Here is a 25,374-nt window from a genome sequence, read left to right as displayed (position 1 = left end):
TTATGAAAAAACTGAAGGTCGGAATTACATGTTATCCAAGTGTCGGCGGATCGGGCATTATAGCCACGGAGCTTGGAAAACGTTTAGCTGAAAAAGGGCACGATGTTCATTTCATTACCTCTAGCATTCCGTTTAGGCTTAATAAAGTATATCCGAATATTTATTTTCATGAGGTGGATGTGAATCAATATGCTGTTTTTCAATATCCGCCTTATGACCTTGCGCTGGCAAGTAAATTGGCAGAAGTTGCAAAACGAGAAAAGCTTGATATTATTCACGCGCATTATGCGGTCCCGCACGCTGTCTGTGCGTTTTTAGCCAAACAAATGACTGGACACTCTGTGAAAGTCGTTACGACGCTTCACGGAACGGATATTACGGTTTTAGGCTATGATCCATCATTAAAGGAAGTCATTCGGTTCGCCATCGAATCATCGGATCGTGTGACGGCTGTGTCGCATTCATTAGCTGCGCAGACGTACGATCTCATCAAACCAGATAAAAAGATTGATACGATTCATAATTTTGTTGATGAACGGGTGTATTTGCGTGAAGATCACGATTTGTTAAAGACACATTATGGTCTTTTACCGAACGAAAAGGTCATCATCCATGTATCAAACTTTCGAAAAGTGAAACGGGTGCATGATGTGATTCATGTGTTTCAAAAGATTTCTGAACAGGTGCAGGCAAAGCTGCTGCTCATTGGTGATGGTCCTGAAAAATCGGTCGTATGCGAACTTGTGAAAAAATTGGGATTGACAGACCGCGTGTTGTTTTTAGGCAAGCAAGAGAAGGTTGAGGAGCTTTATTCAATAAGTGATCTGAAGCTGCTTCTTTCAGAGAAGGAGAGCTTTGGGCTTGTGCTTCTTGAAGCAATGGCATGCGGTGTCCCTTGTATCGGAACGGATGTCGGAGGTATTCCAGAGGTCATTACACATGGAGAAACAGGGTTTCTTGTCCCACTCGGCGATATAGACGGAGCAGCAAAGCACGCAGTGTCTCTGCTAAAAGACGAAGCGCTTCATGAAAAAGTGTCAGCGGCAGCTCAGTCTAGTGTTCAGGCTCAATTCTCCTCTGAAAAGATTGTGAGTGAATATGAAAAGCTTTACCTAGAATTGATCGAAGGTGATGTTGAAGATGAATGAACCATTCACACATGCGATCCCTATATTACATACACTGCACGAACATGGGCATCAGGCTTACTTTGTCGGCGGAGCGGTGAGAGATGTTCTATTAGGACGGGAAATCGGCGATATCGATATTGCGACAGATGCAATACCTGATAAGGTTGAGTCCTTATTTGAAAAAACAGTAGATGTCGGTAAGGAGCATGGCACTGTCATTGTTTTACATGAGGGTGTTAGCTATGAGGTCACGACATTTCGAACGGAATCAGAATATGAAGATTTTCGCAGACCGAAAGAAGTGGCGTTTATCAAGTCGCTTAAGGAAGATCTTTTAAGAAGAGATTTAACGATTAATGCGATGGCCATGGATATAAACGGGGAAATCATTGATTATGTAGGTGGTAAACAGGATATTAAGCGGAAACGAATTCAAACCGTAGGAGATCCTGCGTGCCGCTTTCAAGAAGATGCGCTTCGCATGATGAGAGCTGTCCGTTTTTTAAGCCAGCTTGGCTTTGAGCTCGCTGATGAGACGGCTGAAGCTATGAAAAAAGATAAGCATCTGCTTGCCAACATATCGGTTGAGCGCAAAAAGATTGAAATGGAGAAGCTTTTAAAAGGCCGTCATTGTGAGCAGGCCATTCAAGTGCTCATCTCAACTAGGTTATATGAAGAATTACCAGGTCTCAAAGAGGATCGTCTTCACGAATCCTTTCAAACCTTTCCATATTACTTGCTGGATGGACTAGAAGAGGTATGGGGGGCTTGTATCCATTTGCTTGGCCTAGATGAAGCGGAGGCTGCGGTCTTCTTAAAAGAATGGAAGCTGTCAACGAAGCTTTTGAAAGGCGCAATAGCTATTAGTAAATACGTTGATTGTGACTGGGATGCGGAAAACATGTTTGAAGCTGGTGAACACGTGCTCTTATCTAGTTTGAAGATCACGCAGCTAAAACATGAACGCCGCATTTTCTTTGATGAGCTGGAGGCAGCGAAGCGTTCTTATGATGCACTGCCGATTAAAAAGCTCCAAGACCTCGCTGTTTCAGGAAAAGATTTAATGGCCTTTCGGCAAAAGACGTCTGGGAAATGGATTGCAGAAGAGCTTCATTTTGTGAAAAAAGCTGTTTTGCAAAACCGTTTAGAAAACCGAAAAGAAGCCATAGAGGAGTGGCTTAAAGCATGCGATCCGCAATTAGAAAACGATTAATTGAACTATTTACAGCATCCAGCCAGGATTTTGTCTCAAGTCAGCAAATTTGTGATGAGCTTGGCTGCTCCCGAACGGCTGTATGGAAGCATATGGAGGATTTGCGAAAAGAGGGGTATGAGGTAGAAGCGGTCAGAAGAAAAGGATACCGTCTGCTTCGTAAACCGGACAAAATTAGTGAGGACGAAATTCTGTTTGGTCTTGAAACAGAGAGCTTTGGCAGGCATATTTACTTTCAGAAAGAAGTCGCTTCAACTCAGCTGATTGCCCATGATCTTGTAAATGAAGGTGCGCCCCACGGCACGATCGTTGTCAGCGATCACCAGACAGACGGAAAAGGGCGTCTTCAAAGAACGTGGCATTCACCAAATGGGACAGGCATTTGGATGAGTCTCATTCTCCGGCCTGAGATCCCGCTCTATAAAGCGCCGCAAATGACGCTTTTGGCATCTGTAGCCATCGCTGAAGCGATTGCGCAGCAAACAGGACTCACTCCATCTATTAAATGGCCAAATGATATTTTGTTGAATGGAAAAAAGGTCGTTGGTATTCTGACTGAATTAAAAGCAGAAGCTGACCAGGTTCATGCGGTCATTATTGGACCGGGCATAAATGTGAACCAAACAGCTGATGACTTCCCAGATGAACTAAAGGACGTCGCCACAAGTCTGCGAATGGAACTGAACGAAAAAGTGGATCGGGCTGCACTCATACAACAGATCATGTCCACCTTTGAAAAAAGGTATGATGATTATATGCAGCAAGGATTTGCGCCGATTAAACAACTATGGGAATCGTTTGCGATGACGATCGGTCAACGTATTGTTGCCCGCACCGTCAATGGGCAATATTCGGGGAAGGCGCTTGGAATCAATGAAGAAGGTGTTTTATTGCTTGAAACGGAGGACGGTATCCAAAAAATCTACTCCGCAGACATTGAGATCAAGTCAACTTGAGTGGAACACCCGGCACATTTTTGATATACTTCGTGTGGGCAGTATCTGCAAAGAACTGTACCTGTTAGGAAGAAAAATTTGATAAATTTCTGCCTTGATCCTAAGGGACTTGGACAGAGGGATGATTCGCCGCACATGAGAAATCAAAGCATGTGATGTGAGGCAAGCCATCTCCTCTCCAGAATGAGGAGGAACAAATGAAGACAAAGCTAGATTTTTTCAAAATGAAAGAACAAAATGAACCTATTGTGATGCTGACCGCATACGACTATCCAGCTGCAAAGCAAGCGGAAAAAGCGGAAGTCGACATGATCTTAGTTGGTGATTCACTTGGGATGGTTGTACTTGGACTAGATTCCACAGTTCAAGTCACGATGGATGATATGATCCATCACACAAAAGCAGTGAAAAGAGGCGCAAAAGACACATTTGTTGTGACTGATATGCCATTTATGTCTTACCATTATTCGTTAGAAGAAACAATGAAAAATGCAGCACGCATCATGCAAGAAAGCGGTGCCGATGCCTTAAAGCTAGAAGGCGGAGATGGAGTGTTTGAATCCATTCAAGCTCTAACAAGAGGCGGCATTCCTGTCGTCAGTCATTTAGGCCTCACACCTCAATCAGTTGGTGTACTTGGCGGGTATAAGGTGCAAGGAAAAGACCACGAAAGTGCTCAAAAATTGATTGAAGACAGCTTGAAATGTGAGGAAGCTGGTGCAATCGCGCTTGTGTTGGAATGCGTACCTGGCGAACTGACAAAACGAATTACCGACATGCTGAAGATTCCTGTGATCGGAATTGGTGCAGGAGCTGAGGCAGACGGACAAGTTCTTGTTTACCATGATGTGGTAGGTTACGGGGTGTCTAGAACACCTAAGTTTGTGAAACAATACGCGCAAATTGATACTGTTTTAGAAGAAGCGCTCATTCAATATACGAAAGAAGTAAAAGCACGCACATTTCCAGAGGACATGCACACGTTTCATATCAAAGAAGAAGTCCTTGATGGTTTATATGGGGGAATCAAAAAATGAACGTTGTCACCCATATTCACGAGCTAAAAGAATTAATCAAGCAGCATCAAAAAAAGCAGCATACAATCGGCTTTGTTCCGACGATGGGCTTTCTTCATGAAGGACATCTGACGCTTGCGAAAGAGGCAAGAGGTCAAAATGATATTGTCGTGATGAGTATTTTTGTCAATCCTTTGCAATTTGGACCAAATGAAGACTTTGAATCCTATCCAAGGGATATGGAAAGAGACCAGCGTCTTGCAGAAGCAGCAGGAGTGGACATTTTATTTACACCTGATGTGAAAGAAATGTACCAAAATGATCCATCTATTACGATGACGGTTCAAAAGCGGACGGATGTCTTATGCGGAAAAAAACGTCCAGGACATTTTGACGGCGTTGTCACTGTGCTTACAAAGCTGTTTCATCTTGTGTCACCAACAAATGTCTATTTTGGTCTAAAGGATGCACAGCAAGTCGCTGTGATCGATGCGATGATCAAGGATTTCTTCTTTGATCTTCACCTTGTATCTGTACCAACAGTCAGAGAAGAAGATGGTTTAGCGAAAAGTTCAAGGAATGTGTACTTGTCAGAAAAAGAAAGACAAGAAGCACCCGCTTTATACCGCGCATTAAAAAAAGGACGGTTAGCTGTTGAAAAAGGTGAGCGTGATGTCAGTCGTGTGTATCAGCTGATTGAAGAGGAACTTGTTCAGACGAGCGGAGAAATTGATTATATTGAGATCTACTCATATCCAGAACTTGAGCCACTTGAGCAGTTGGCAGGTCAAGTCATTATGGCGATTGCGGTGAAATTTTCACGGGCAAGACTGATTGATAATGTGATTTTCCATGTTCCTGAAAGCGGTGAAAAACATGTATAGAACCTTTATGACATCTAAGCTTCATAAAGCGACGGTAACAGAAGCAAACTTACATTATGTGGGAAGTATTACAATTGACGAAGATTTACTTGATGCGGCAGGTATGATGGCAAATGAGAAAGTACAAATTGTCAATAATCATAATGGCGCAAGACTTGAAACATATATTATTCCTGGCGAAAGAAAGAGCGGTGTCATTTGTCTAAATGGTGCGGCGGCGAGATTGGTTCAGCCAGGGGATGAAGTCATTATTATTGCTTATGGGATGCTGTCAGAAGAAGAAGCAAAGACTCATACACCAAAAGTGGTCGTGTTAAATAAACAAAATCAAATTGAACAAATGATTGGGCAAGAGCCTGCGAGAACGATTTTATAACGCAAGCTCCGTAGAAACAGAACAGTTTCAGGAAGAGAAGCTGTTCTGTTTCATCTATTTTGTCCAGAGTGTGTTTCGCTTCAGGGTGAAACGAGGAATTGAGGTGTCCATTTTATGACCGATCAAAGGTTTGTTGTCGTTGATATTGAAACCACCGGGAATTCACCTAAAAAGGGTGATAAAATCATTCAAATAGCTGCGGTGGTCATTGAAAATGGACAAATTGTCGAACGGTATTCAAAATATGTGAACCCGGGAAAAACAATCCCTGGATTTATTGAACAGCTGACAGGCATTCAGCAGCACATGGTTGACGATGCGGTGTTTTTTGAGGACATTGCCCAAGAGGTGTATGATCTCATACAGGGTGCTTATTTTGTTGCGCACAATGTTCATTTTGATTTGAATTTTTTAAATGATGAACTAAAAGCATGCGGGAAAAATGAGCTGGATGTGCTAGCAATTGATACAGTTGAGATTTCTAGAATTCTTTATCCTGAGCTTGAAGGTTATAAGCTCACTGAATTAAGTGAAGAGCTCATGCTTCCACATGACCACCCGCATAGGGCGGATAGTGATGCGGAAGTTACTGCCATGTTATTTTTAACTTTATTACATCAATTAAAACATACACCACAAAATGTGCTGAAGCAGCTACGTAGATTATCTTCTTATCTCCTAAGTGATATAGGACTCTTAATTAAGCAGCTTGAAACGAGCCATGCTAGCCTGGAAGATTCTTTGGTGGAAGTCGGCTCTTTTGCTGTAAAAGATGTCACCAATCCTATCAGTAGGGCGACACATTCAGTAGGTGAAGAAGATGAAAAACTGTTTGAGGAGATCAAAAAGAAGCTTCCGCAAACGGTAGAAGGCTATGAGGTAAGAGAAGGCCAGCTTACGATGATGAATAAAGTCAGAGACGTGTTTCATGAACGAGCCTATGCATTAATTGAAGCGGCACCGGGTATTGGGAAAACGCTCGCTTACCTCATCCCAGCCGCTCTAGAAGCGAGGAAATCAGGAAAACCTGTCATTATTAGTACTTATTCCATCCTGTTGCAGCAGCAAATGCTTCAGCGCGATGTGCCGATGTTGAATCAACTGCTCCCGTTTGAGCCTGCTGCCTGTGTCTTTAAAGGCCGGGCGCATTATATTTGTTTAGATAAGTTTGAGCATGTGCTTCATGAGGAAGATGATAACTATGATGTGGTCTTAACGAAGGCGCAAATTTTAATGTGGCTCCTTGTTACAGAAACAGGTGATTTATCTGAACTGAATTTACCGTCAGGAGCTGCCAATATAAAAGACCGAATTTCCTGTGTACATATGCCGTTTACATCAAAAAAGCGCCGTTTTAAAGAGTATTGCTTTTATGAGCGCGCCAAAAAAAGGGCAAAAACAGCTGATTTAATTTTAACGAATCATCGTCTGCTCTTATCACAAACAGAGGCATCGTCTATCTTTCAGCATGCTGACGTATATGTGATAGACGAAGCCCATCAATTTGAGAAAACAGCCAATGAAACACTAGGGGATAGTGCGTCTTATATCCAGCTTCATGCGAAATTAACGCAGCTTGGCTCCTTGCAAGGCGGACTGTTAAAGAAACTGAAAAAAAGATTTCATCATGCAGGGTTACAGACGGACACTTTTATCGAAATGGATGAGTATCTCAATCAGCTTCAAATGGAAAGTGATGCTTTCTTTAGCAGCGTTCATTCATTTGTGAAAAGGACAAAACCAAAAGCCGACATCAATCGTCTCATACATAGAGTCCGTCATCATTCAAAGCATGCTCAGTGGAAACGGATTAAAGAAACGGCAAGTAAGCTGTGTTCTTTGTTAATTGCTTGTGAGAAGTTGTATGAGCAGCAAAAAAACGAGCTTCTTCAAAAAAGTGATCAGCTGACAGAACACTTTGCCTTTGAAGCAGAGGAATACGACCAGGTCATGTCGTTTATGCATACTTTTTGCAGTACGCTTTACCGGTTTATCTTTAAACCGAAAAACGGTGAAACGGTTTGGATTGAAATTGATGCAAAGGGTGCCAAAAACGCAGTCTTTATGCATGCACAGCCGTTAGATACTGGAGAGCTTTTGGCTGATCGTTTCTTTATGAACAAAAAGAGTGTCGTCCTCACATCAGGGACGCTCACCATCAATCACCGCTTTGATTATTGCTTGGAACGGTTTGGCCTGCAAGATTTTTACCCTCATCTTGTACAAATTGATTCACCTTTCGAACTTGAAAAACAGCTCAAGGTCATTGTTCCGGCAGATATGCCGCCGATTACGAACCGTGATGAACGAGATTATGTAAAGCAAGCTGCGCAATATATTAAGGTCATGGAAAAACAGCAGCATGCAAAAATATTGGTTTTGTTTAATTCACATGAGATGTTAAAAGCAGTCTATGAAGAGCTAAAAACAGAAGGGATGCAGTCCGCCCTTTTTGCTCAAGGTTTGACAGGCGGAAGCCCCGTGAAATTAACGAAAATGTTCAAATTGGCAAAACAAGCCATTTTACTTGGTACGGGTAGCTTTTGGGAAGGTGTTGATTTTCCAGGCTCAGAGCTGACAACAGTCATCATGGCACGTCTTCCGTTCCGGCCGCCTGATTCTCCGCTCATTGAAGCAAAATGTGATGCAGCTAAAAAACAAGGGAAGAATCCATTTAAAGCCGTCGCTTTACCAGAAGCTGTGTTAACCTTTAAGCAAGGAGCTGGACGCTTGCTGCGTTCTGAAAAAGACATAGGCACATTGCTAATTTTAGACCGCCGAGTGAAAACCGCTTCATATGGAAAACTATTTTTAGAATCACTCCCTCATGCGCCAGTTCACGAGATGTCAAAAGAGTCACTTGAGGCGTATATAGAAAACCTTAACAACGAAAAGCCGCTGTCATAAGCGGCCTTTAGCTGGTGTGGGTTTGGAGTTAATTTATCGTAACGGCTTGTTCCGTTGTAAAAATAGTATCGGTTTCCGTGCAGAAAAGTATGACTAACAATATTTACGTACCGAGGAGGAATTAGAAGTGGAAAGTAAAATAGAGGTACTTTCAACTGTTCAAATTAAGCATTCAGAAGACCTATACAAAATCGTTGATGTATTGAACAGAACGCTTAAAAGAGAAGATCTCATGTTTGGATTAGCATTAGATCAAGAAGACCAAAATCAAGCGGTATTTACGATATATCGCACATAGGGGAAGCTTGACATGAAAAAAATAGTCTGGATTATTTCATCTGTAGTGGCTCTCGTTCTGCTCATTGGCATCATCAGCTTTACGTGGATTTATCAAATTGCTATGGGACAAAGAGAACAAGGGCATGAAGCAGCGATCGAACGAGCAAAAGAACAAGCAAACATCGTACAAGTGGAGCAAGTGGAAACCTTTGTCGGGAAAGAAAAGCAATTTATTGTTGAAGGGAAAAACAAACAGAATGAAACGACCTACGTTTGGGTTCCTGCAAGCAAAAAAGAAAAAGTGATCGCAAAAAAAGCAAAAGATGGCATTACCTCGAATCAAGCAGTACAAGCCGTTCAAAAGGAGAACACGGTCTCTAAGCTAAAAGAAGTCAAATTAGCGAGAGAAGGTGACGTACTCCTTTGGGAAGTGACGTACTTAAATGAGAACAATCAATATAGCTTCAGCTATGTCGACTTTTCGACAGGACGCGTGGAAAAAAATTTAACACCGTAGTTTCTCCTGTCTTGCGTTGACCATGCTGATTTAGAACGGTTATAATAAAATGTATGAAAAAAGATTCACACCTGCCAAATAGGTGAGTTTCTTTCTGGCTTTGGAGGGAATTATGTTGAAAACAACAATTAATCAAGTGTTCAAACACGTCGATCAAGAAGTAACCATCGGCGCATGGATTGCCAATAAACGTTCAAGCGGAAAAATTGCATTTTTGCAGTTGCGTGACGGGACAGGCTTTATTCAAGGAGTCGTAGTAAAAGCAGAAGTGGAAGAGGAAGTCTTTAAGCTTGCGAAATCAGTCACACAAGAAACATCTGTCTATGTGACAGGTCAAGTGACAAAAGATGAGCGTTCACCACTAGGTTTTGAATTACAAGTGAAATCCATTGAAGTGATTCATGAAGCGACAGATTACCCAATTACACCGAAAGAGCATGGAACAGAATTCTTAATGGATCACCGTCATTTATGGCTTCGTTCTAAAAAACAGCATGCCATTATGAAAATCCGTAACGAAATTATTCGTGCTACATATGAATATTTCCATCAAGAAGGTTTCGTGAAAGTAGATCCGCCAATTTTAACTGGAAGTGCACCTGAGGGCACAACGGAACTGTTTGCTACGAAATATTTTGATGAAGATGCGTACCTTTCTCAAAGTGGTCAGCTTTACATGGAAGCTGCAGCAATGGCACTCGGAAAAGTATTCTCATTTGGCCCAACATTTAGAGCTGAAAAATCTAAAACAAAACGTCATTTAATTGAGTTTTGGATGATCGAGCCTGAGATGGCTTTTGTCGAATTCAATGAAAACCTTGAGTATCAAGAAAATTATGTGTCTCATGTTGTTCAAAGTGTACTTGAAAACTGTAAAGTGGAGCTGCATACACTAGGTCGTGATACAGCGAAATTAGAAAACATCAAAGCACCATTCCCGCGCATCACTTACGATGAAGCGATTAAATTCTTGCAGGAAAAAGGCTTTGATGATATCGAATGGGGAGATGATTTCGGAGCGCCTCACGAAACAGCGATTGCCGAAAGCTATGATAAACCAGTGTTTATCACTCATTACCCAACATCATTAAAACCGTTCTATATGCAGCCAGCACCGGATCGTGAAGATGTTGTCCTTTGTGCAGACTTGATTGCACCAGAAGGCTACGGAGAGATTATTGGCGGTTCTGAGCGTGTTCATGATTTAGAGCTTCTTGAAGCAAGATTGAAAGAACATGGGCTTGATCAGGAAACTTACAAATGGTATACAGAATTAAGACAATACGGTTCTGTACCGCATTCAGGTTTTGGTCTTGGACTTGAACGTACAGTTGCTTGGATTAGTGGAGCGCCGCATGTGCGTGAAACCATTCCTTTCCCAAGATTATTAAACCGTTTATACCCTTAAGACGTGAAAGCCTCCAATAAATGGAGGCTTTTTCAAACGCCTTTTTAGGGAGGCACGTGAAATAAAACGTGATATACTTAAAATGAAGAGGTGTATCCGATGAATAGGCAGCAATTTATTAATATGCAGCAAATGGGGGCGACAAGTTTGCCTAATTTGCTGATTGCTCATTATGAGCAGTTAGGACTGAATGAATCACAGATGATGGTCATGCTCAAGATTAAAATGAATGAAGAACAAGGTGTTTTCTTTCAAACATTTGAAGAGCTTTCTCATGGAATGACCATATCAGCGGAAGAGTGCGCGTATATGGTACAGCATCTGATTCAAAAAGGATTTATCTCAATTCAGCCATTTGAGGACAGGTCTGGTATTCAGCATGACCGTTACTCAGTAGAACCTTTATGGGGCGTACTGTATGACTTTTTAGAAACAAAACAGGCGAAAGAAGCTCAAAAACAACATGTGCAGGCAGAAAAATCTTTATATGCTTTATTTGAAGATGAATTCGGAAGACCGCTGTCTCCTCTTGAAGGAGAAACCCTTTCGATCTGGATGGATCAAGACCATCATGATGCTGAGATGATTCGGCTAGCGCTAAGAGAAGCTGTTTTATCAGGGAAATTAAATTTCCGTTATATTGATCGAATTTTATTTGAGTGGAAAAAGAAAGGGCTGAAAACAGCGGAAGAAGCAAAAGAGCATAGCCAGCATTTCCGTTCTCAGCAGAAAACGCCACCTTCAAAAGAAGAGACGGGTACTTATAAACGACAAGTTCCTTTTTATAATTGGCTGGAACAATAACCAATAAAGGAGAAGGCATGTTATCAAAAAAACAAATCAATGAGTGTTTAGATATTATAGGAGATATGTTTCCAGAGGCGGAGTGTGAGCTTGTTCATGCCAATCCATTTGAGCTTGTGATTGCTGTTGCGCTCTCCGCTCAGTGTACAGACGTGCTTGTAAACAAAGTCACCAAAACGTTATTTCAAAAATATAAAACACCAGAAGACTATTTAAGTGTACCGCTTGAAGAACTGCAGCAAGATATTCGCTCGATTGGTCTTTATCGAAATAAGGCTAAAAACATTCAAAAGTTGAGCAAAATGCTGATTGAAGAATATGGCGGTGAAGTACCAAAGGACCGGGATGAGCTTGTCAAGCTTCCTGGGGTTGGCCGGAAAACAGCAAATGTCGTCGTTTCGGTCGCTTTTGGGGTACCGGCTATAGCAGTAGATACACATGTAGAACGAGTCAGTAAGCGTCTAGGCATCTGCCGCTGGAAGGATTCTGTGCTTGAAGTAGAGCAAACCTTGATGAAAAAGGTGCCAAAAGAAGATTGGTCTGTGACGCATCACCGCCTAATCTTTTTTGGGAGATATCATTGTAAGGCGCAGCGGCCGCAGTGCGAATCGTGTCCGCTTCTTGATATGTGCAGGGAAGGGCAGAAGAGGCTGAAAAAAGGACTGGTGAAGCTGGCATGAGCGGGGCAGCTGTTTTCACCTCATATGTCGAAAAGCTAAAAGAGAAAAAGGTAGAGATTAAAGGTGATCGAGTAGATATACTGAGAGCCAACCCGCTCGCATATGATCTATCTTCGGAACCTTTAACAGACGAGCTTCCATGGCAGGGAACAGAAGAATTTGTTCCTGTCATGTTCGAACTGTGGAACGAATTAAAAGAAAAAATGCTCCCACGTTTCCAAACAAGGAAATCCCGCTGTGAAGAAGATGATATGCTGCAAGGAATCATCGGTATGATCGCGATGTTTTACTGGATCAAGGGGGAGAGTGTCCAAAAGCTTGAATGGGAACTTATCAAGCAAGAGACATTTCCTGTTGCTCCGATTAATTGGACGGAACGTTTAGAGTTCATTTTGTTAAAACCTACTCAATATCACTGCTTTATTCAATTGGACGAGCTATACACGGAATTAAAAAAGCAGTATGGAAAATATGAAGCACTTAAGAAAATCAGACAGCAGCGTTAAAAAAAGCACTTGCCAAGGAGGCAAGTGCTTTCAAGCGTGTAGACAAACCCTCGCATTCTTTGTCAGGTCTGCGCTCCGGTGCTCACGAATGTCAAATTCACTCCGCTCCAGTGCTCGTCCTTCCTAGACTGCAAAGGTTTTCTATCACGATGAAAAGAAGACAAAGGGCTAAAATCAAGATCATTTTAGCCCTTTGTCAACAATCTTAAAGCACTTGCCAAGGAGGCAAGTGCTTTTTCATTATTCATCTTCTTTACGAGAAGTAGAATTTGATTGCGAATTGGAACTTTGAGAGTTGGCTTTCGCATCATCTTTCTTTTTATCTTTATGATCAGTTTGTGAGTTGCTGTTCCCATTTGTACTGTCTGAGCCATCACCTGAAGAACCATTATTTCCGTTTTCGGTATTTGCGCCTTGGTCCTGATCCTTATCCTTATCTTGATCTTTTTTGTCATCAGGCTTTTGCTCATCAGTGCCAGGGGGCTGATTTTTGTTATCGTCTGTTTGGTCTGTTTGCTCGTCGTCAGGCTGCTGCGGTTCTTCTTCTTCTTTATTCTCATCATCCGCTTTTTCTTCTTCATCAGCGTCATCCTTAATGGTGAGGAAGGTAGAAGCCGCTTTACTTGTGACATCCTCTACAGTGGCAGTCACTTGGAATTTATATGTGGAGCCAGGCTTCACATCAGAGATGACCGCTTCTTTAGCAGAGCTGTTTTGAATCTCTTTATAGCCGCCATTATCAACCGCTTGCTTGACCTTAAATGTAGCATCAGCGTCGTCAGAATAGCCCCAAGTCAGTGTAATGGATTTTTTCTCTTCATCATACACCGCTTTTAAGTCAGAAGGCTTATCGGCTTCTTTTTTCTCATAAGTGTCAGACACTTTTGTTGGAACTGTTCCTTTAACAAAGTATTCTGTTGTCTTTTTGTCACTTGGTGTATTCGGTCCGGCTAATTTTGCTGGATCTGAACCTTTTTCAACCGTAGCTTCGACGACACTGTCTGGTTTTTCAAATGAGCCGCTTCCATCATCAATTTGAGAAATTAATCGCTGGAAGACGATTTTGGCAACACGCTGCTCGTAATCAGTCAGCCACATCTTACCGTCTGCATCTTTTGAGTTACCGATTCCAGTCCAAACGGCTGCTGTATATTGCGGCGTATAACCGACAAACCACGAATCTTTCGCACCGCCAGAAGGGATATTGTATTTATTAATATCATCTTGTGTGAAGTTCGTTGTACCGGTTTTACCAGCTACTTGAACGTTCGGTACTTGTGCAAGTGTACCAGTTCCAGATTGGACAGCAGTTTTCAGCATATCTGTGATCATAAATGCTGTGTAATCACTCATCGCTGCTTTTGAATCCGGCGTAAGGTCAAGCTTTGTCCCGTCATTAAATTCAACAGATGTGACAGCGTGCGGTTCATTATAGTATCCGTTATTGCCGAACGCACTAAATGCACCTGCCATTTTTAATGAAGACACACCATCTTCAAATCCACCGATTGAATAAGATTCTGGAATATCAGAAGGTAAGTCCATGCCTAAATTATTCGCAAATTGCGCGGCATTCGCTGAACCAGCTTCTTGGAATGCTTTGAGTGCAGGGATGTTACGTGATTGTGCCAAAGCACTTCTCATCGACATTTTCCCTAAGTGTCTTCTATCAAAGTTGTTAATTGGTGTCCCATCTGAGTACGTATATGGTGCATCATTGATTTGCTGATATGTTGACCATTTTTTGTTTTCAATGACTGGGCCGTAATCTAAGATCGGTTTAATTGTGGACCCTGGCTGGCGTTTTGCATCTGTCGCATAGTTAAAGCCGCCGGCTGGTACATCACGTCCACCGCCAATGGCGCGTATTTCACCATTTTTCGTATCTAGCAGGGTGACACCCGCCTGCATACCTTTCGTAAATCCAACTGAATCTCCATTGATGATATCATCTAGGTGATCCTGTGCTTTTCGATCAAGTGATGTATAGATTTTTAATCCATCAGTTGACGGATCAACTTTAGCTTTTTTCTGTACTTCTTCCATCACTTCTTCAATGTAGGCAGAATACTTACTAGAGTTTTGGCTCTTATATTTATCAGCAGGAACGACTGTCTTGCTGATAGGGGTTGCTTTTGCAACGTCATAGTCTTTTTCTGAAATGTAGCCTTGTTTTTTCATAAGGCTTAAAACGATATTTCGGCGTTTTTCCGCTGCCTCGGGATTTTTAACTGGATTATAGACAGTAGGACTTTGTGGCATACCTGCAAGTGTGGCTGCCTGTGCAACGGTTAGTTTATTTAAATCTGTCACTCCAAAAAATTGTTCAGCTGCTTTCCCCACACCATAAGCATAAGGAGAGAAGAAAATACGGTTTAAATACATTTCTAAAATTTCATCTTTAGAGTATTTTTGCTCAAGCTGAATCGAGAGCCATATTTCCTGTACTTTCCGTTTTAACGTCTTTTGCTTGCTTAAAAGGGTGTTTTTAACAACCTGCTGTGTAATTGTACTTCCGCCTTCAGCGCCAAACCCGTCCTCAACGTTTGCGACAAGGGCACCGCCAATACGGATTGGGTCAATCCCGTGGTGCTTATAAAAACGTGCATCTTCAGTCGCAATAAATGCGTCTTTTACCACATCGGGTATATCTTTTATCGAGACATACGTTCTTTTTTCTGCACCAACTTCTGCAAACACTTTCTTGTCTTTATCATAAAGTTTTGAAGAGTATGGTGTTTTAAGCTTACTATCATCAATAGAAGGAGCGCTTGATGCAAAAACGGCAAAAGTTGTGATTCCGGCAACTAAACAAAGTAGACCGATCACGAGTAAAGATAAAAATATTTTTTTAAATAGACCTGCTTTCTTTTTGCCTTTTTTGTTCTTTTGCTTCTTATTGTTTTCTTGACTTGCTTTACGTCGCTGCTCACGACTTGTAAATTGATCAGACATCACATCTCAACCTTTCGTGTTAAACCTTTTTCGAACGTAATTGCTGCTTGCTTTCATCCGAAAAATGAAGTGTCTCCACTACTTTAATATAATCAATTCTTGGCGAATATCCAAGTGTCATTATGTGGCCAGCTTCCATTAATTCTTCTTTGCTAATGGATTTACGGCCGTTTTTCTTCTGCCGCTCCCAGAAGAAAAAGAGATCTGAAGCAGGCAAATAATAAACGGAGCCAAATGCGGATATAATAACGAAACAAATGCCGCCTTGCTTTTCAACCTGTTTCATATGCTCAATTTGATGGTCGTGGAAATTTTTGAGCGGAAACGAGGTAGAGCTTTTGGTTTCCTTTGCTTCAAAATCGATATAGCGGCCTTTGTACACCCCGTTATAGTCCGTTGTGGAGGATTGTTTAAAATAGGCTTCTTTAATGACAGCAGCACTTCTTTTTGGATAATCCACATTCACAATTTGAACTGGGGTAGGCTTTTTATGAATGACTGCGATCCCGTTGACCAAATAGTATTGGTTCGTTTCATTTAAATCAGCCTCAAGCGTCATCCCGCGGTTACTATAAGAGGATTCGCCGCTGATTCTTTTTTTTGTCCCAATTTGTTGAATGGGCTGATACGATTTTCCGTTTGGATACCGAATCATCAAGTTTCAGCCTCCTTTTAATGCATTTTGTATTGGAGAGATCACCATGTTGTCCCAAGAAGAGCACATCATCACTCAGCAAATTTTGCGTGAAACGAAAGCAAAAAATAAAGACAACCTGACGAGGACAAATGCTTACAAGCGGTTTTATGACCGGCATCCAGAGATGAAATGGTCGCTGCTCGCTTCCTTTGTCTCAAGAAATGCAGGGTGGTCCATGACAGATTTAAAGGGCGAACTCTTCCATCCAGGTTTAACGGATCAGCAGGGGCACCTTTTTTTCACAGCATATGAAAGAGCGAATTGGCTGATCTTTTCGGATGCTTATCCTCAGCTTCTTTTGTATGAATGGTCTAAGAGATGCAGTCAACCTTTGTTTCATCTGCTGCCTTATTTCTCCGTGTCTCGGTTTATGAGCGCTGAGTGGGAACATTTTTGGCTAAAGCGTGACACAGAGCGTCTGCTTTATGCACTCATCATAAATGAACAATATACTATACAATCTCCTATTATACAAAATCCTCTTCTGAAAAAGAATGTTTTTCACTCGATTCAATATCTTTTCAGCGAGTGGGGACATTTCCAAACCGTTGTTTTTCCAACGGTGGACGGGCATTTGTACGGCTTAACCATACGGAAGTTTTCCAATGTAAAGGAACGCATTACATTAGGTAAAAAGCTAGCGAAACTACTATTTCGAGCCGATTTGTTTTCGGATTTTTATCATTTTTTGCATACCGTTCCGCATACTGGGTCTCGGTTTGATTTTGAGCCGTTTTTAGGGATCGCTAGAAGGTCAACACCTTTTCTTCGGACGGTTTATCCGGTGATGACACATTCATTAGACGATCAAAGGGAAGATTGGTTTCAAAAGAAATTGAGTCCATCTTTATTTGAGGCAGAGGCGCTGCCAAAGCAGATTGAGCTGACTGACTGGTATTTTCATAAAAAAAGACAGCTTCGTTTTCTTTTCTCATTAGAGCACTATTTTTTGCATAAATAAAAAGCAGGGGGTGCCTGCTTTTTTTTTACGTAGATGGACGATTAGGACCGCCGAGCTTTTTATCAAGTTGATCTGTACTGTTTTCTTTCCCTTTTGGATTTTGCTCTTTTGGTGCTGGCTTCTTTTTCATGAAATCTACCTCCTTTTGTCCTTAGAATTTACACAATCGGACGCAATCATACAAAGAAGGACAAGCATCTGTCGAAAAGGAAGAAATAGCGCTTATCTACACTTAGATTGGCGATTTGCTTCTAGTTTTGTCATGTGTGAAGGAGGGTGAGAAAGAAAAGAGAATGTAACGAGAGACGATAAAGGAGGAATCTGATGATGAGCGAATTTGTATCAAAAGAATCCATTATGCAGTTGTTAGAGGAAATCGAGCGAAAAATTGATGCGGTGGAAGCAGAGCTGTCTCTTGCTGTGAATCAGACAAAACGTGCAGCAATAGAAGAGCAAGAACAAATAATTGACCGGCTTGAATCAGAAGTAAAGGACTGTGAAGTGAAGCTTCATGCAGCCGAGTATAAACTGGCGGCAAGACCGGCATATCACGCCGGATAGCTTTTCTATTTGAGCAATAGGTAAACGTTTGATAGGATGGTTCATAGAGGTGAACACTTTGGATAATCAAACATTACTTGAACATACACAAAACTTGAGAATATGGATCGAAAAAGCGTATGAGCAGTACCAAAAGGGAAAGGCTGAAGAGGAGTACCCATCGTATGATTTTTATACGGATATTCAGCCAGCCGTTGATACATTTGATCAGAAAATGGAAGAGTGGCTCACCGCAGCTATCTCCTTTGTTCAACAGGTCAAACCTAGATATTTACACCAAGAACAGCTTGAAGCCGTAAAAGAAAATGGTAAAGAGGTTGTCCTGCAATCTTATTTTGGCAAACAGCACGCACCCCGTGTAAAAAATTTAGTTGAGTCAGTGGTTTACACGCTGAACCTTTTAATAGAAGAAATCAAACAGCGCAGCTAAAGACATAATGCTGCGTTTTTCTTATGACTTCTTTAGGCACATCTTCTGCTTTTGTTCATAATATATGAGTGACATCAATATGTGTTGAGAGCGAGAGGAGCGAGATAGATGTTCCCTTATTCAAACCAGCAGCCTTATGAATTCAATCAATTCAAGCAAAGGCCTTTTCCGTATTCAGAGATGCAGCAGCAGCCTCCGCAGCCTCCAGACTATTTCATGCCGCCATATCAAGGTGGAATGAACCAGGCACCATCTACTGTTTATCAGCCGCCTTATGGATACCAAGAAAATGTGCCGCCTATGCAGCCGCCAGGCATGATGCCCATGCAACAGCCTATGAACCCATATCCTTTGCCAAGACCGCAAAAACAGCAGCCTTCTCAGTTTAAAAGTGTGCTGTCGCAATTCAAAAAGACGAATGGGCAATACGATTTTAACAAAATGTTTGATACAGCTGGCCAAATGATGAGTACAATGAATCAAGTAGGCTCATTGGCGAAAGGATTTACAAGCATTTTTAAAGCATAGTTAAAACCCAATAGATTGATCTATTGGGTTGTTTGCTTTGGCGCAGATACACGAAGCGATTGATCTTTCCACACACTTTTCATTTTCGTTTCATCTATTTTTGCCGGCATTAAAATGGTTTTGGTAAAGCTTGAATACGAGGAACTCGTATCCGTTTTGATTTTTTCCTGCACTGATAAGTGTAAATATTGGGCTTTTACTTCTAGCGCAATGTCTCCTTCGACAAAATGGTCTGGAAATTGAATCTCGATATAGACATTCTGTTCATCCTCTGTCACATCAGTCGTAATTGATGCAAGTGATTGCGATGTGGTCATGAGTGCCTCCGCACTATTTAATATCTCGTGAAACGGGGAGGATGCAAAAAATTGTTCAATCGCTTCATATAGAATATCTTCATTTGCCAGCAATTCATGTTTGTTTTCGCCATCTTGTTTCATTTGAATCACCTCTCATCTACAGCCTATGCAGAAAGGGCTCAGGCGGTTATCAATTGATGAGAGGAAAAAATTATGATTAAATAGTGTTGAATGAAGCAAGGTGTATAGGCGTAAAGTTTCTTACACTAAATAGATTTAGGAAGCAAAGCTTGAAGGGAGCAAATTGACATTGCTGAAAAAATTATTCGGTTTCGGAAAAAACCAAGATGATGTAAAGGAAGAAGTCATTTATTCTCCAGTTGATGGAGAGTTAATGGATATGACTGATGTACCAGATCCCGTCTTTTCTCAAAAGATGATGGGAGACGGCGTAGCAGTAAAACCAAAAAGTGGGACGATTGTGTCACCAGTAGAGGGTGAAATCATTCAGCTCTTCCATACAAAACATGCAATTGGCATTCGAACACTCTCGGGGCTTGAGCTTCTGATTCATATCGGACTTGAAACAGTTGGGTTAAATGGTGAAGGATTTGAAGCGCACATTAAAGAAGGGGATAAAGTGAAAATCGGTGACCCTCTCATTACGTGTGATTTAGAACTGATTGAAGAGAAAGCATCAAGTACAGTGACACCGATTGTGATTATGAATGGTGACCTAGTCGAACGACTTGATAAAGAACCAAAAGGCTCTGTAGAAAAGCAGATGTCCAAGCTCTTTACAGTGAAAATGAAATAATTCATGAATAGAAAAAACTACCCGTTAATAGGGTAGTTTTTTTATTGAGGATATTAATCCTCCATTGGAACCCAGCCTTGACTCGCTTCCATGACAGACCACAATCCTTCTGGAATGAGATACTTGTCTTTTTGGCTGCGTTTAATGACGGTTTCAATCTCTTGTTCTCTGCCTTCTTTAATCTTTTTAGCCCAATCTGGGTCGACGATCAGCTCTCGTGCGACAGCAATCAGAGGAATCCCTTGATTGTAAGCATGGAGAGCATCTTCAGCTGTAATGACGCTGCCTACTCCAATAAGTGGAAGAGTATCGCCGCATCGTTCTTTTAGCAGTTCCATACGTGTTTTATTAGAATCTGCGCCTCGTCTTGCTTTAGAGCCAATCTCCATTAAAGAGATATGCAAATAATCGAGTTTTTTTGTTTTGAGAACATCCACTAATGTAAACGTCTCTGTCATTGTTAAACCAGGTGTTTCAGGTTCTTCAGGAGATAACCGGTATCCAAAGATAAACGGTTTAGCCGCATGTTCTTTGATGGCCTCTTTGACTGCATCTACAACAGCAATAGGGAAAGCTAGACGTTTTTCTTCATTTCCTCCCCATTGATCTGTACGCTGATTGCTATGCGGTGAGTAAAATTGCTGTAATAAATAACCGTTTGCTCCGTGGATTTCCACGCCATCAAACCCTGCTTGAACCGCTCGTCTTGCCGCTTCTTTAAAGGAGTCGATAATATGAGTAATTTCCTCTTCTTTTAAAGCGCGTGCAATTTGTTTTCCATCTTTGAACACATCACTAGGCGCAACCACATCACCGTTTGGAACTAAATGAGGGAGAGCCTGAGAGCCGCCGTGATGAATTTGGATAATGGCTTTTGTTCCTTTTGCTTGGATTGCTGAAGCTAATTTCTTCAGACCTGGGATATCTTCATCTCTTGCGATAGAAGGCTGTCCTTCAAATGCCTTCCCATCTGGAGTCACGTTCGCACATGCTGTAATCACCATACCCATTTCACTTGATCTAGCTGTAATGAAATCAATTTCGTCTTTTGAAATGGTGCCATCGTCATGAGAACCAAAGTGTGTCATTGGAGCAACCACTAACCTACCATCAATAGAGGCGCCACCAGGAAACGTAAATGGTTCAAATAAAGGCTTAAATTCGTTTTTCACTCTGATCATCTTCTTCCTTGATAAAATCATTTCACTATAGAAGTGTAATAGATACTGTTACAACAGTTCAAAGTATTTGCTCATAAGCCCAGCATTAAAAAATTGCCGCCTAGTCATGCAAACAAATATTCGGTACACTAGAATGAGAGGTGGACGCAATATGAAAAAGAAAACAATGAACGAACTGATAGAAGAATTAAAGAAAGACGAACAGGTAGAGCATTGGCATGAAATTGAGGCGAAGCCTGCACAGACCTCTCCCGTTCCTGAAAGAGTGGATGACAGGCTAAAAAAGGCGCTTGAAAAACGAGGCGTGAAAGAACTGTACATTCATCAAAAAGAAGCCTTTGAACGAGTAATGGCTGGTGAACATGTAGTAACGGTTACACCAACAGCTTCAGGTAAAACGCTTTGCTACAATCTGCCTGTTCTTCAGTCGATTGCAGAAGACCAGACAAACCGCTCTCTTTATTTATTCCCAACAAAAGCGCTCGCTCAGGATCAAAAGAGTGAACTTAACGAGATCATCCACGAGATGGATGTTCCGATTCATAGTGAAACATATGACGGGGACACCTCACCAGCCATTCGGCAGCGAGTGAGACAAGCAGGACATATTGTCATCACAAACCCAGATATGCTGCATTCAGCCATTTTGCCTCATCATACGAAATGGGTCAGCTTGTTTGAGAATTTGAAGTATATTGTCATTGATGAGCTTCATACATATCGAGGTGTGTTTGGCAGTCATGTGGCCAATGTGATTCGCAGGCTAAAGCGAATTTGTGCATTTTACGGAAGTGATCCGGTGTTTATTTGCACTTCAGCAACGATTGCGAATCCAAAAGAGCTGGCGCAACAGCTCACAGGGAGCAAGGTGCATCTTATTGAACGAAACGGAGCGCCTAGCGGTAAAAAGAATTTTGTGTTTTATAACCCGCCAGTGGTGAATAAACCATTAAATATTAGACAAAGCGCTGCCACTGTCGTCAACCAATTGGCTAAAACATTTTTAAAAGAAAAAATTCAAACGATCGTTTTTGCTAGAAGTAGAGTACGAGTAGAAGTGATTCTAAGTCACATTCAAGAGCTTGTGAAAAAGGAAATCGGTCCAAAATCGATTCGCGGGTATCGTGGAGGCTATTTGCCAAAAGAGCGGCGCGTGATTGAAAAAGGGTTAAGAGAAGGAGAAATTCTAGGTGTCGTCAGCACGAACGCCCTAGAATTAGGGGTAGATATAGGTCAGCTAAAGGTATGCATTATGACGGGGTATCCTGGCAGTGTAGCGAGTACATGGCAGCAGGCAGGACGTGCTGGAAGGCGTCATGAGGAGGCACTTATTATCATGGTGGCAAGCTCCTCACCCCTTGATCAATATATTGTCAGACACCCTGAATATTTCTTTAATAGACCGCCTGAAGCAGCCAGAATTAATCCTGAAAATCTCATTATTTTAGTGGATCATCTAAAATGTGCTTCCTACGAGCTGCCATTTCGGATGGATGAACAGTTTGGCGACATGGAAGTAGAAGATATTTTGCAATACTTACACGAAGAAGGAGTTCTTCATTTTAGCGGTAACCGGTATTATTGGTCAGATCAATCGTTCCCAGCGCATGGCATCAGCCTGCGGTCTGCAAGCCAGGAAAATGTAGTGATTGTGGATCAAACAGATGTAGCGAATGTCCGAATTATTGGAGAGATGGATCGATTCAGTGCGATGACACTGTTGCATGATGAAGCGATTTATTTACATGAAGGGGTTCAATATCAAGTAGAAAAGCTAGATTACGAGCATCTGAAGGCTTATGTGAAACAAGTGGATGTAGAATACTATACAGATGCTAATTTAGCTGTTCAGCTCAAGGTGCTTGAAATCGATCAGACAACCGAGAAAGAAGCGGTATCTGTTCACTACGGTGATGTCACTGTCAACGCAATGCCAACAATTTTTAAAAAAATTCGGCTCAGCACTGGTGAAAATATCGGCTCTGGCCCGATTCACTTACCTGAAGAAGAAATTCATACGAGTGCAGCCTGGTTTGAATTACATGAAGCAGAGCGAAGATTTGAAGAGAAAACACTTGAACAGCTGCTGCTCGGCGTCGCAAATGTTCTTCAGCACATTGTACCAGCCTTTGTGATGTGTGACCGCTCAGATATTCATGTTGTTTCACAAATTAAAGCGGCACATACAGGTAAACCGACAGTCTTTTTATATGACCACTACCCTGGCGGAATCGGCTTAAGCAAAGAGGTCCAAGCTCGTTTCGATGAAATAGCCGGTGCAGCCATTCAACTGATAGAGCGGTGCCGCTGTGAGAACGGCTGTCCATCCTGCATTGGCATGGAAATGAAAGAGGTGAGCGGAAAAAGCAGCATTGTTGAATTGATGTCTGTATTTTAAGGGGAAGGAGGAAGAGAGCTACTCATGTCATTAAAAGGGAAATTAAATAGAATGAAGAAGCACCTATCGCACAACCAGCCAAACGAAAAACGGCAAAAAGCAGTGGAAGGACAACCTCAGTCTGTCACAGCTGATAACATCCCATTTTTAAAGGAATGGGAGCAACTGGGTGCAGCTCCATATCACTTTGAGGATTCCTTTTGTCTCATTCGAGAAGTCACCTATTCATTAGATGACAAGCATGGACTCTATTCGTTTGCGGAACTGCCAAAGATCATCGAGGCTTGGAACAAAAGCGGCATCCAGCATTCACTATCGGCTAAAGGTTACAAGCCGCATGAACTGTTTTTCTTTGATACAGAAACAACTGGATTATCTGGCGGGACGGGAAATATGATCTTCTTGCTTGGGCATGCGCGGGTTTTTGCTGACAAAGTAGTGGTGAAACAGCACCTGCTCACAAATCCGGGAAATGAAGCGGCTCTTTATAAAAGCTTTCTCGATGAAGTGAACGTAGAATCGCTCGTTACATATAATGGAAAATCATTCGATTGGCCGCAAGTGAAAACGAGACATACTTTGTTGCGAGATCAAATCCCTGCGCTTCCAGAGTTTGGCCACTTTGATCTTCTGCATGGGTCAAGACGATTGTGGAAGCATAAATATGAACGAATGGCGCTGTCTGTGGTTGAAAAAGAAGAGCTGCACGTTCACCGGGAAGGCGACACACCAGGTTTTTTGGCACCGATGATCTATTTTCATTTTTTAAAGGAACAAAATCCGAAGCTCATCGAAGGGATTTTGACTCATAATGAATTAGACGTCCTTTCGTTAATCAGCCTCTACATCCATCTATCCAAAAAAATTCTATCTATGGATGCAGTAAAGGAGCACGATGAGAAATACGCGCTGGCTAGGTGGCATCTTGCGCATCGAGATGTACAGGAAGCTACGAAGCATTTGCGGGAATTAACAGGTGCTGATTTTGAACATGCCAATCAGGCGGCTTATGATCTCTCCTTACAATATAAACGGCTAAACGAGTGGGATGAAGCAGTTCGAATTTGGGAAACATTATTTGAATCAAGTGATGTCCATTTAGCATTAAAAGCAGGTATAGAGCTTGCGAAGTGTAAAGAGCATCGTCAAAAAGATGCAAGGTCAGCTCTTTCCATCACCAAATCTTTATTATCTTTCTCATCGTTAAGCGAGCGAGACACGGAAGAGCTTGAGAAACGAAAAAAACGGCTATTGAGAAAAGCTGGGCAATGAAATATTATTACCCGGGAAAGCGCAAAAAATGACAACGTTCGGCTCTCGGCCGAAAATAAAAAATGTTTAGCACTTTTATTGTAGAAAGGCCGCGAATCCTGTAAAATAACGTTAGATATTGAATGAGGAGCGTATAGCATGTATAAAGGTCTTTTCTACTTGTTTTTTCTTGTGGTCATTTTGGTCGCCTTTGTGTTTTCAAACTATAAAGATATTTTTCTTGCCAACTTTTAAAATAGGTTAATGCATTAGTACATGTACACCTCTTGATTCATACATTGTTAATGTAAGAAAATAAAGGAGAGGGGAATGCTACATGTACCATCATCATCATTGCCATCCGAATGTTACACAGCCAATTGTTCATCCGACGAATCATTGCTGTACACACAGCGAGTCAACAACAATTGTGCCGCATATCCACCCGCAGCATGTGACAAATGTTCACCACCAGAATTTCAAACATGTTCACTACTTCCCGCATACGTTTTCTCAGGTGGACCCGGCAACACATCAACACTTTAACTGCGGTGGACCTTGCTGTAACAGATAAAGTGAATGGGACTTTTATAAGTCCCATTTTTTAAAAGCAGGTGAAA

Annotated in this window: 26 protein-coding genes; 21 read left to right on the top strand and 5 right to left on the bottom strand. The window is 41.7% G+C overall.

The window, feature by feature from the left end; genetic code table 11:
• The first annotated feature begins 2 nt into the window (after window positions 1-2).
• The 13 genes from bshA to ACP69X_RS10920 all read left to right on the top strand — a co-directional run bounded on the left by bshA (window position 3) and on the right by ACP69X_RS10920 (window position 12,676).
• Entirely contained in the window at window positions 3-1,148 is a 1,146-nt protein-coding gene (bshA, locus tag ACP69X_RS10980) for an N-acetyl-alpha-D-glucosaminyl L-malate synthase BshA (RefSeq protein ID WP_058837946.1), read from the top strand.
• Complete coding sequence (locus tag ACP69X_RS10975) at window positions 1,141-2,343, top strand: CCA tRNA nucleotidyltransferase (RefSeq protein WP_075611561.1); 1,203 nt, start codon at window positions 1,141-1,143, stop codon at window positions 2,341-2,343. The genes bshA and ACP69X_RS10975 overlap by 8 nt, the downstream gene beginning before the upstream one ends.
• Window positions 2,316-3,299 (top strand): biotin--[acetyl-CoA-carboxylase] ligase, encoded by a 984-nt coding sequence (locus tag ACP69X_RS10970; RefSeq protein WP_041085859.1) that lies wholly within the window; start codon window positions 2,316-2,318, stop codon window positions 3,297-3,299. The genes ACP69X_RS10975 and ACP69X_RS10970 overlap by 28 nt, the downstream gene beginning before the upstream one ends.
• Window positions 3,300-3,496: 197 nt before the next feature.
• Window positions 3,497-4,336 (top strand): 3-methyl-2-oxobutanoate hydroxymethyltransferase, encoded by an 840-nt coding sequence (panB, locus tag ACP69X_RS10965; RefSeq protein WP_024422781.1) that lies wholly within the window; start codon window positions 3,497-3,499, stop codon window positions 4,334-4,336.
• Entirely contained in the window at window positions 4,333-5,199 is an 867-nt protein-coding gene (gene panC / locus ACP69X_RS10960) for a pantoate--beta-alanine ligase (protein ID WP_041085858.1), read from the top strand. Before panB ends, panC begins: the two co-directional genes overlap by 4 nt.
• Entirely contained in the window at window positions 5,192-5,575 is a 384-nt protein-coding gene (gene panD / locus ACP69X_RS10955; RefSeq protein ID WP_024422780.1) for an aspartate 1-decarboxylase, read from the top strand. Before panC ends, panD begins: the two co-directional genes overlap by 8 nt.
• Window positions 5,576-5,689: 114 nt before the next feature.
• Window positions 5,690-8,482: an ATP-dependent DNA helicase DinG gene (gene dinG, locus ACP69X_RS10950; protein WP_426052678.1), complete on the top strand. Its 2,793-nt coding sequence runs from the start codon at window positions 5,690-5,692 to the stop codon at window positions 8,480-8,482.
• Window positions 8,483-8,609: 127 nt separating this feature from the next.
• On the top strand, window positions 8,610-8,780 hold the full coding sequence (locus tag ACP69X_RS10945; RefSeq protein ID WP_064497519.1) for a YpmA family protein: 171 nt from the start codon (window positions 8,610-8,612) through the stop codon (window positions 8,778-8,780).
• A 12-nt stretch (window positions 8,781-8,792) separates the two neighbouring features.
• Window positions 8,793-9,278, top strand: coding sequence for a cell wall elongation/penicillin-binding protein regulator TseB (gene tseB, locus ACP69X_RS10940; protein ID WP_041085855.1), 486 nt, complete (start codon window positions 8,793-8,795; stop codon window positions 9,276-9,278).
• A 115-nt stretch (window positions 9,279-9,393) separates the two neighbouring features.
• A complete protein-coding gene (gene asnS / locus ACP69X_RS10935) occupies window positions 9,394-10,686 on the top strand; it encodes an asparagine--tRNA ligase (RefSeq protein ID WP_087975939.1) in 1,293 nt (430 codons plus the stop codon).
• A gap of 99 nt (window positions 10,687-10,785) precedes the next feature.
• Window positions 10,786-11,490 carry a DnaD domain-containing protein gene (locus ACP69X_RS10930; protein ID WP_041085852.1) on the top strand — a complete coding sequence of 235 codons (705 nt, stop codon included), beginning with the start codon at window positions 10,786-10,788 and terminating at the stop codon, window positions 11,488-11,490.
• Between the two features lie 17 nt (window positions 11,491-11,507).
• On the top strand, window positions 11,508-12,170 hold the full coding sequence (gene nth / locus ACP69X_RS10925) for an endonuclease III (protein WP_024422776.1): 663 nt from the start codon (window positions 11,508-11,510) through the stop codon (window positions 12,168-12,170).
• Window positions 12,167-12,676 (top strand): YpoC family protein, encoded by a 510-nt coding sequence (locus ACP69X_RS10920; protein WP_041085849.1) that lies wholly within the window; start codon window positions 12,167-12,169, stop codon window positions 12,674-12,676. Before nth ends, ACP69X_RS10920 begins: the two co-directional genes overlap by 4 nt.
• Window positions 12,677-12,916: 240 nt before the next feature.
• On the opposite strand, the gene ACP69X_RS10915 is transcribed toward ACP69X_RS10920, so the two are convergent.
• Together ACP69X_RS10915 and recU are read right to left on the bottom strand one after the other, a co-directional pair.
• A complete protein-coding gene (locus ACP69X_RS10915; RefSeq protein ID WP_073979685.1) occupies window positions 12,917-15,631 on the bottom strand; it encodes a PBP1A family penicillin-binding protein in 2,715 nt (904 codons plus the stop codon).
• Between the two features lie 19 nt (window positions 15,632-15,650).
• The gene (gene recU / locus ACP69X_RS10910; protein ID WP_041085845.1) at window positions 15,651-16,286 is read right to left on the bottom strand and encodes a Holliday junction resolvase RecU; all 636 of its coding nucleotides are present in this window, start codon (window positions 16,284-16,286) and stop codon (window positions 15,651-15,653) included.
• Window positions 16,287-16,332: 46 nt separating this feature from the next.
• Here recU and ACP69X_RS10905 point away from each other — a divergent pair, with 46 nt between their 5' ends.
• A complete protein-coding gene (locus tag ACP69X_RS10905; RefSeq protein WP_073979686.1) occupies window positions 16,333-17,289 on the top strand; it encodes a DUF2515 domain-containing protein in 957 nt (318 codons plus the stop codon).
• A gap of 25 nt (window positions 17,290-17,314) precedes the next feature.
• On the opposite strand, the gene sspM is transcribed toward ACP69X_RS10905, so the two are convergent.
• Window positions 17,315-17,419 (bottom strand): acid-soluble spore protein SspM, encoded by a 105-nt coding sequence (sspM, locus tag ACP69X_RS10900; protein WP_039179471.1) that lies wholly within the window; start codon window positions 17,417-17,419, stop codon window positions 17,315-17,317.
• 197 nt (window positions 17,420-17,616) lie between these two features.
• On the opposite strand from sspM, the gene ACP69X_RS10895 reads away from it, so the two are divergent.
• The 3 genes from ACP69X_RS10895 (at window position 17,617) to ACP69X_RS10885 (ending at window position 18,808) form a co-directional block, all read left to right on the top strand.
• The gene (locus ACP69X_RS10895; protein ID WP_224928722.1) at window positions 17,617-17,850 is read left to right on the top strand and encodes a DUF5446 family protein; all 234 of its coding nucleotides are present in this window, start codon (window positions 17,617-17,619) and stop codon (window positions 17,848-17,850) included.
• Between the two features lie 49 nt (window positions 17,851-17,899).
• Window positions 17,900-18,280 (top strand): YppE family protein, encoded by a 381-nt coding sequence (locus ACP69X_RS10890; RefSeq protein ID WP_228280239.1) that lies wholly within the window; start codon window positions 17,900-17,902, stop codon window positions 18,278-18,280.
• A gap of 108 nt (window positions 18,281-18,388) precedes the next feature.
• Window positions 18,389-18,808: a YppG family protein gene (locus ACP69X_RS10885; protein WP_041085838.1), complete on the top strand. Its 420-nt coding sequence runs from the start codon at window positions 18,389-18,391 to the stop codon at window positions 18,806-18,808.
• Window positions 18,809-18,828: 20 nt separating this feature from the next.
• Here ACP69X_RS10885 and ACP69X_RS10880 read toward each other — a convergent pair whose 3' ends face one another.
• Window positions 18,829-19,248 (bottom strand): Hsp20/alpha crystallin family protein, encoded by a 420-nt coding sequence (locus ACP69X_RS10880; RefSeq protein ID WP_041085836.1) that lies wholly within the window; start codon window positions 19,246-19,248, stop codon window positions 18,829-18,831.
• Window positions 19,249-19,417: 169 nt separating this feature from the next.
• Between ACP69X_RS10880 and ACP69X_RS10875 the strand changes: the two genes are divergently transcribed.
• The gene (locus tag ACP69X_RS10875) at window positions 19,418-19,924 is read left to right on the top strand and encodes a PTS sugar transporter subunit IIA (protein WP_039183169.1); all 507 of its coding nucleotides are present in this window, start codon (window positions 19,418-19,420) and stop codon (window positions 19,922-19,924) included.
• A 53-nt stretch (window positions 19,925-19,977) separates the two neighbouring features.
• On the opposite strand, the gene ACP69X_RS10870 is transcribed toward ACP69X_RS10875, so the two are convergent.
• On the bottom strand, window positions 19,978-21,096 hold the full coding sequence (locus ACP69X_RS10870) for an NADH-dependent flavin oxidoreductase (protein WP_258954579.1): 1,119 nt from the start codon (window positions 21,094-21,096) through the stop codon (window positions 19,978-19,980).
• 160 nt (window positions 21,097-21,256) lie between these two features.
• Here ACP69X_RS10870 and ACP69X_RS10865 point away from each other — a divergent pair, with 160 nt between their 5' ends.
• The 3 genes from ACP69X_RS10865 to cotD all read left to right on the top strand — a co-directional run bounded on the left by ACP69X_RS10865 (window position 21,257) and on the right by cotD (window position 25,328).
• Entirely contained in the window at window positions 21,257-23,503 is a 2,247-nt protein-coding gene (locus tag ACP69X_RS10865) for a DEAD/DEAH box helicase (RefSeq protein ID WP_041085832.1), read from the top strand.
• Window positions 23,504-23,527: 24 nt separating this feature from the next.
• The gene (locus tag ACP69X_RS10860; RefSeq protein ID WP_041085830.1) at window positions 23,528-24,775 is read left to right on the top strand and encodes a ribonuclease H-like domain-containing protein; all 1,248 of its coding nucleotides are present in this window, start codon (window positions 23,528-23,530) and stop codon (window positions 24,773-24,775) included.
• Between the two features lie 316 nt (window positions 24,776-25,091).
• Entirely contained in the window at window positions 25,092-25,328 is a 237-nt protein-coding gene (gene cotD / locus ACP69X_RS10855; protein ID WP_073979689.1) for a spore coat protein CotD, read from the top strand.
• The last annotated feature ends 46 nt before the right edge of the window (window positions 25,329-25,374 follow it).

It is taken from the genome of Bacillus sp. DC4300-2b2 (assembly GCF_049895685.1).
In the GTDB taxonomy this organism is placed as follows: domain Bacteria; phylum Bacillota; class Bacilli; order Bacillales; family Bacillaceae; genus Bacillus; species Bacillus safensis.
Note: the sequence above shows the minus strand (reverse complement) of the source record. Positions and strands in the feature narration are given on the sequence as shown.

Coding starts and splice junctions, on each gene's coding strand:
- ACP69X_RS10860 (WP_041085830.1), top strand. CDS start 23,528: ATGTCATTAAAAGGGAAATTAAATAGAATGAAGAAGCACCTATCGCAC.
- dinG (WP_426052678.1), top strand. CDS start 5,690: ATGACCGATCAAAGGTTTGTTGTCGTTGATATTGAAACCACCGGGAAT.
- cotD (WP_073979689.1), top strand. CDS start 25,092: ATGTACCATCATCATCATTGCCATCCGAATGTTACACAGCCAATTGTT.
- ACP69X_RS10905 (WP_073979686.1), top strand. CDS start 16,333: ATGTTGTCCCAAGAAGAGCACATCATCACTCAGCAAATTTTGCGTGAA.
- ACP69X_RS10895 (WP_224928722.1), top strand. CDS start 17,617: ATGAGCGAATTTGTATCAAAAGAATCCATTATGCAGTTGTTAGAGGAA.
- panB (WP_024422781.1), top strand. CDS start 3,497: ATGAAGACAAAGCTAGATTTTTTCAAAATGAAAGAACAAAATGAACCT.
- ACP69X_RS10865 (WP_041085832.1), top strand. CDS start 21,257: ATGAAAAAGAAAACAATGAACGAACTGATAGAAGAATTAAAGAAAGAC.
- panD (WP_024422780.1), top strand. CDS start 5,192: ATGTATAGAACCTTTATGACATCTAAGCTTCATAAAGCGACGGTAACA.
- ACP69X_RS10975 (WP_075611561.1), top strand. CDS start 1,141: ATGAATGAACCATTCACACATGCGATCCCTATATTACATACACTGCAC.
- ACP69X_RS10920 (WP_041085849.1), top strand. CDS start 12,167: ATGAGCGGGGCAGCTGTTTTCACCTCATATGTCGAAAAGCTAAAAGAG.
- nth (WP_024422776.1), top strand. CDS start 11,508: ATGTTATCAAAAAAACAAATCAATGAGTGTTTAGATATTATAGGAGAT.
- bshA (WP_058837946.1), top strand. CDS start 3: ATGAAAAAACTGAAGGTCGGAATTACATGTTATCCAAGTGTCGGCGGA.
- tseB (WP_041085855.1), top strand. CDS start 8,793: ATGAAAAAAATAGTCTGGATTATTTCATCTGTAGTGGCTCTCGTTCTG.
- ACP69X_RS10880 (WP_041085836.1), bottom strand. CDS start 19,248: ATGAAACAAGATGGCGAAAACAAACATGAATTGCTGGCAAATGAAGAT.
- ACP69X_RS10915 (WP_073979685.1), bottom strand. CDS start 15,631: ATGTCTGATCAATTTACAAGTCGTGAGCAGCGACGTAAAGCAAGTCAA.
- ACP69X_RS10885 (WP_041085838.1), top strand. CDS start 18,389: ATGTTCCCTTATTCAAACCAGCAGCCTTATGAATTCAATCAATTCAAG.
- panC (WP_041085858.1), top strand. CDS start 4,333: ATGAACGTTGTCACCCATATTCACGAGCTAAAAGAATTAATCAAGCAG.
- recU (WP_041085845.1), bottom strand. CDS start 16,286: ATGATTCGGTATCCAAACGGAAAATCGTATCAGCCCATTCAACAAATT.
- ACP69X_RS10930 (WP_041085852.1), top strand. CDS start 10,786: ATGAATAGGCAGCAATTTATTAATATGCAGCAAATGGGGGCGACAAGT.
- ACP69X_RS10970 (WP_041085859.1), top strand. CDS start 2,316: ATGCGATCCGCAATTAGAAAACGATTAATTGAACTATTTACAGCATCC.
- sspM (WP_039179471.1), bottom strand. CDS start 17,419: ATGAAAAAGAAGCCAGCACCAAAAGAGCAAAATCCAAAAGGGAAAGAA.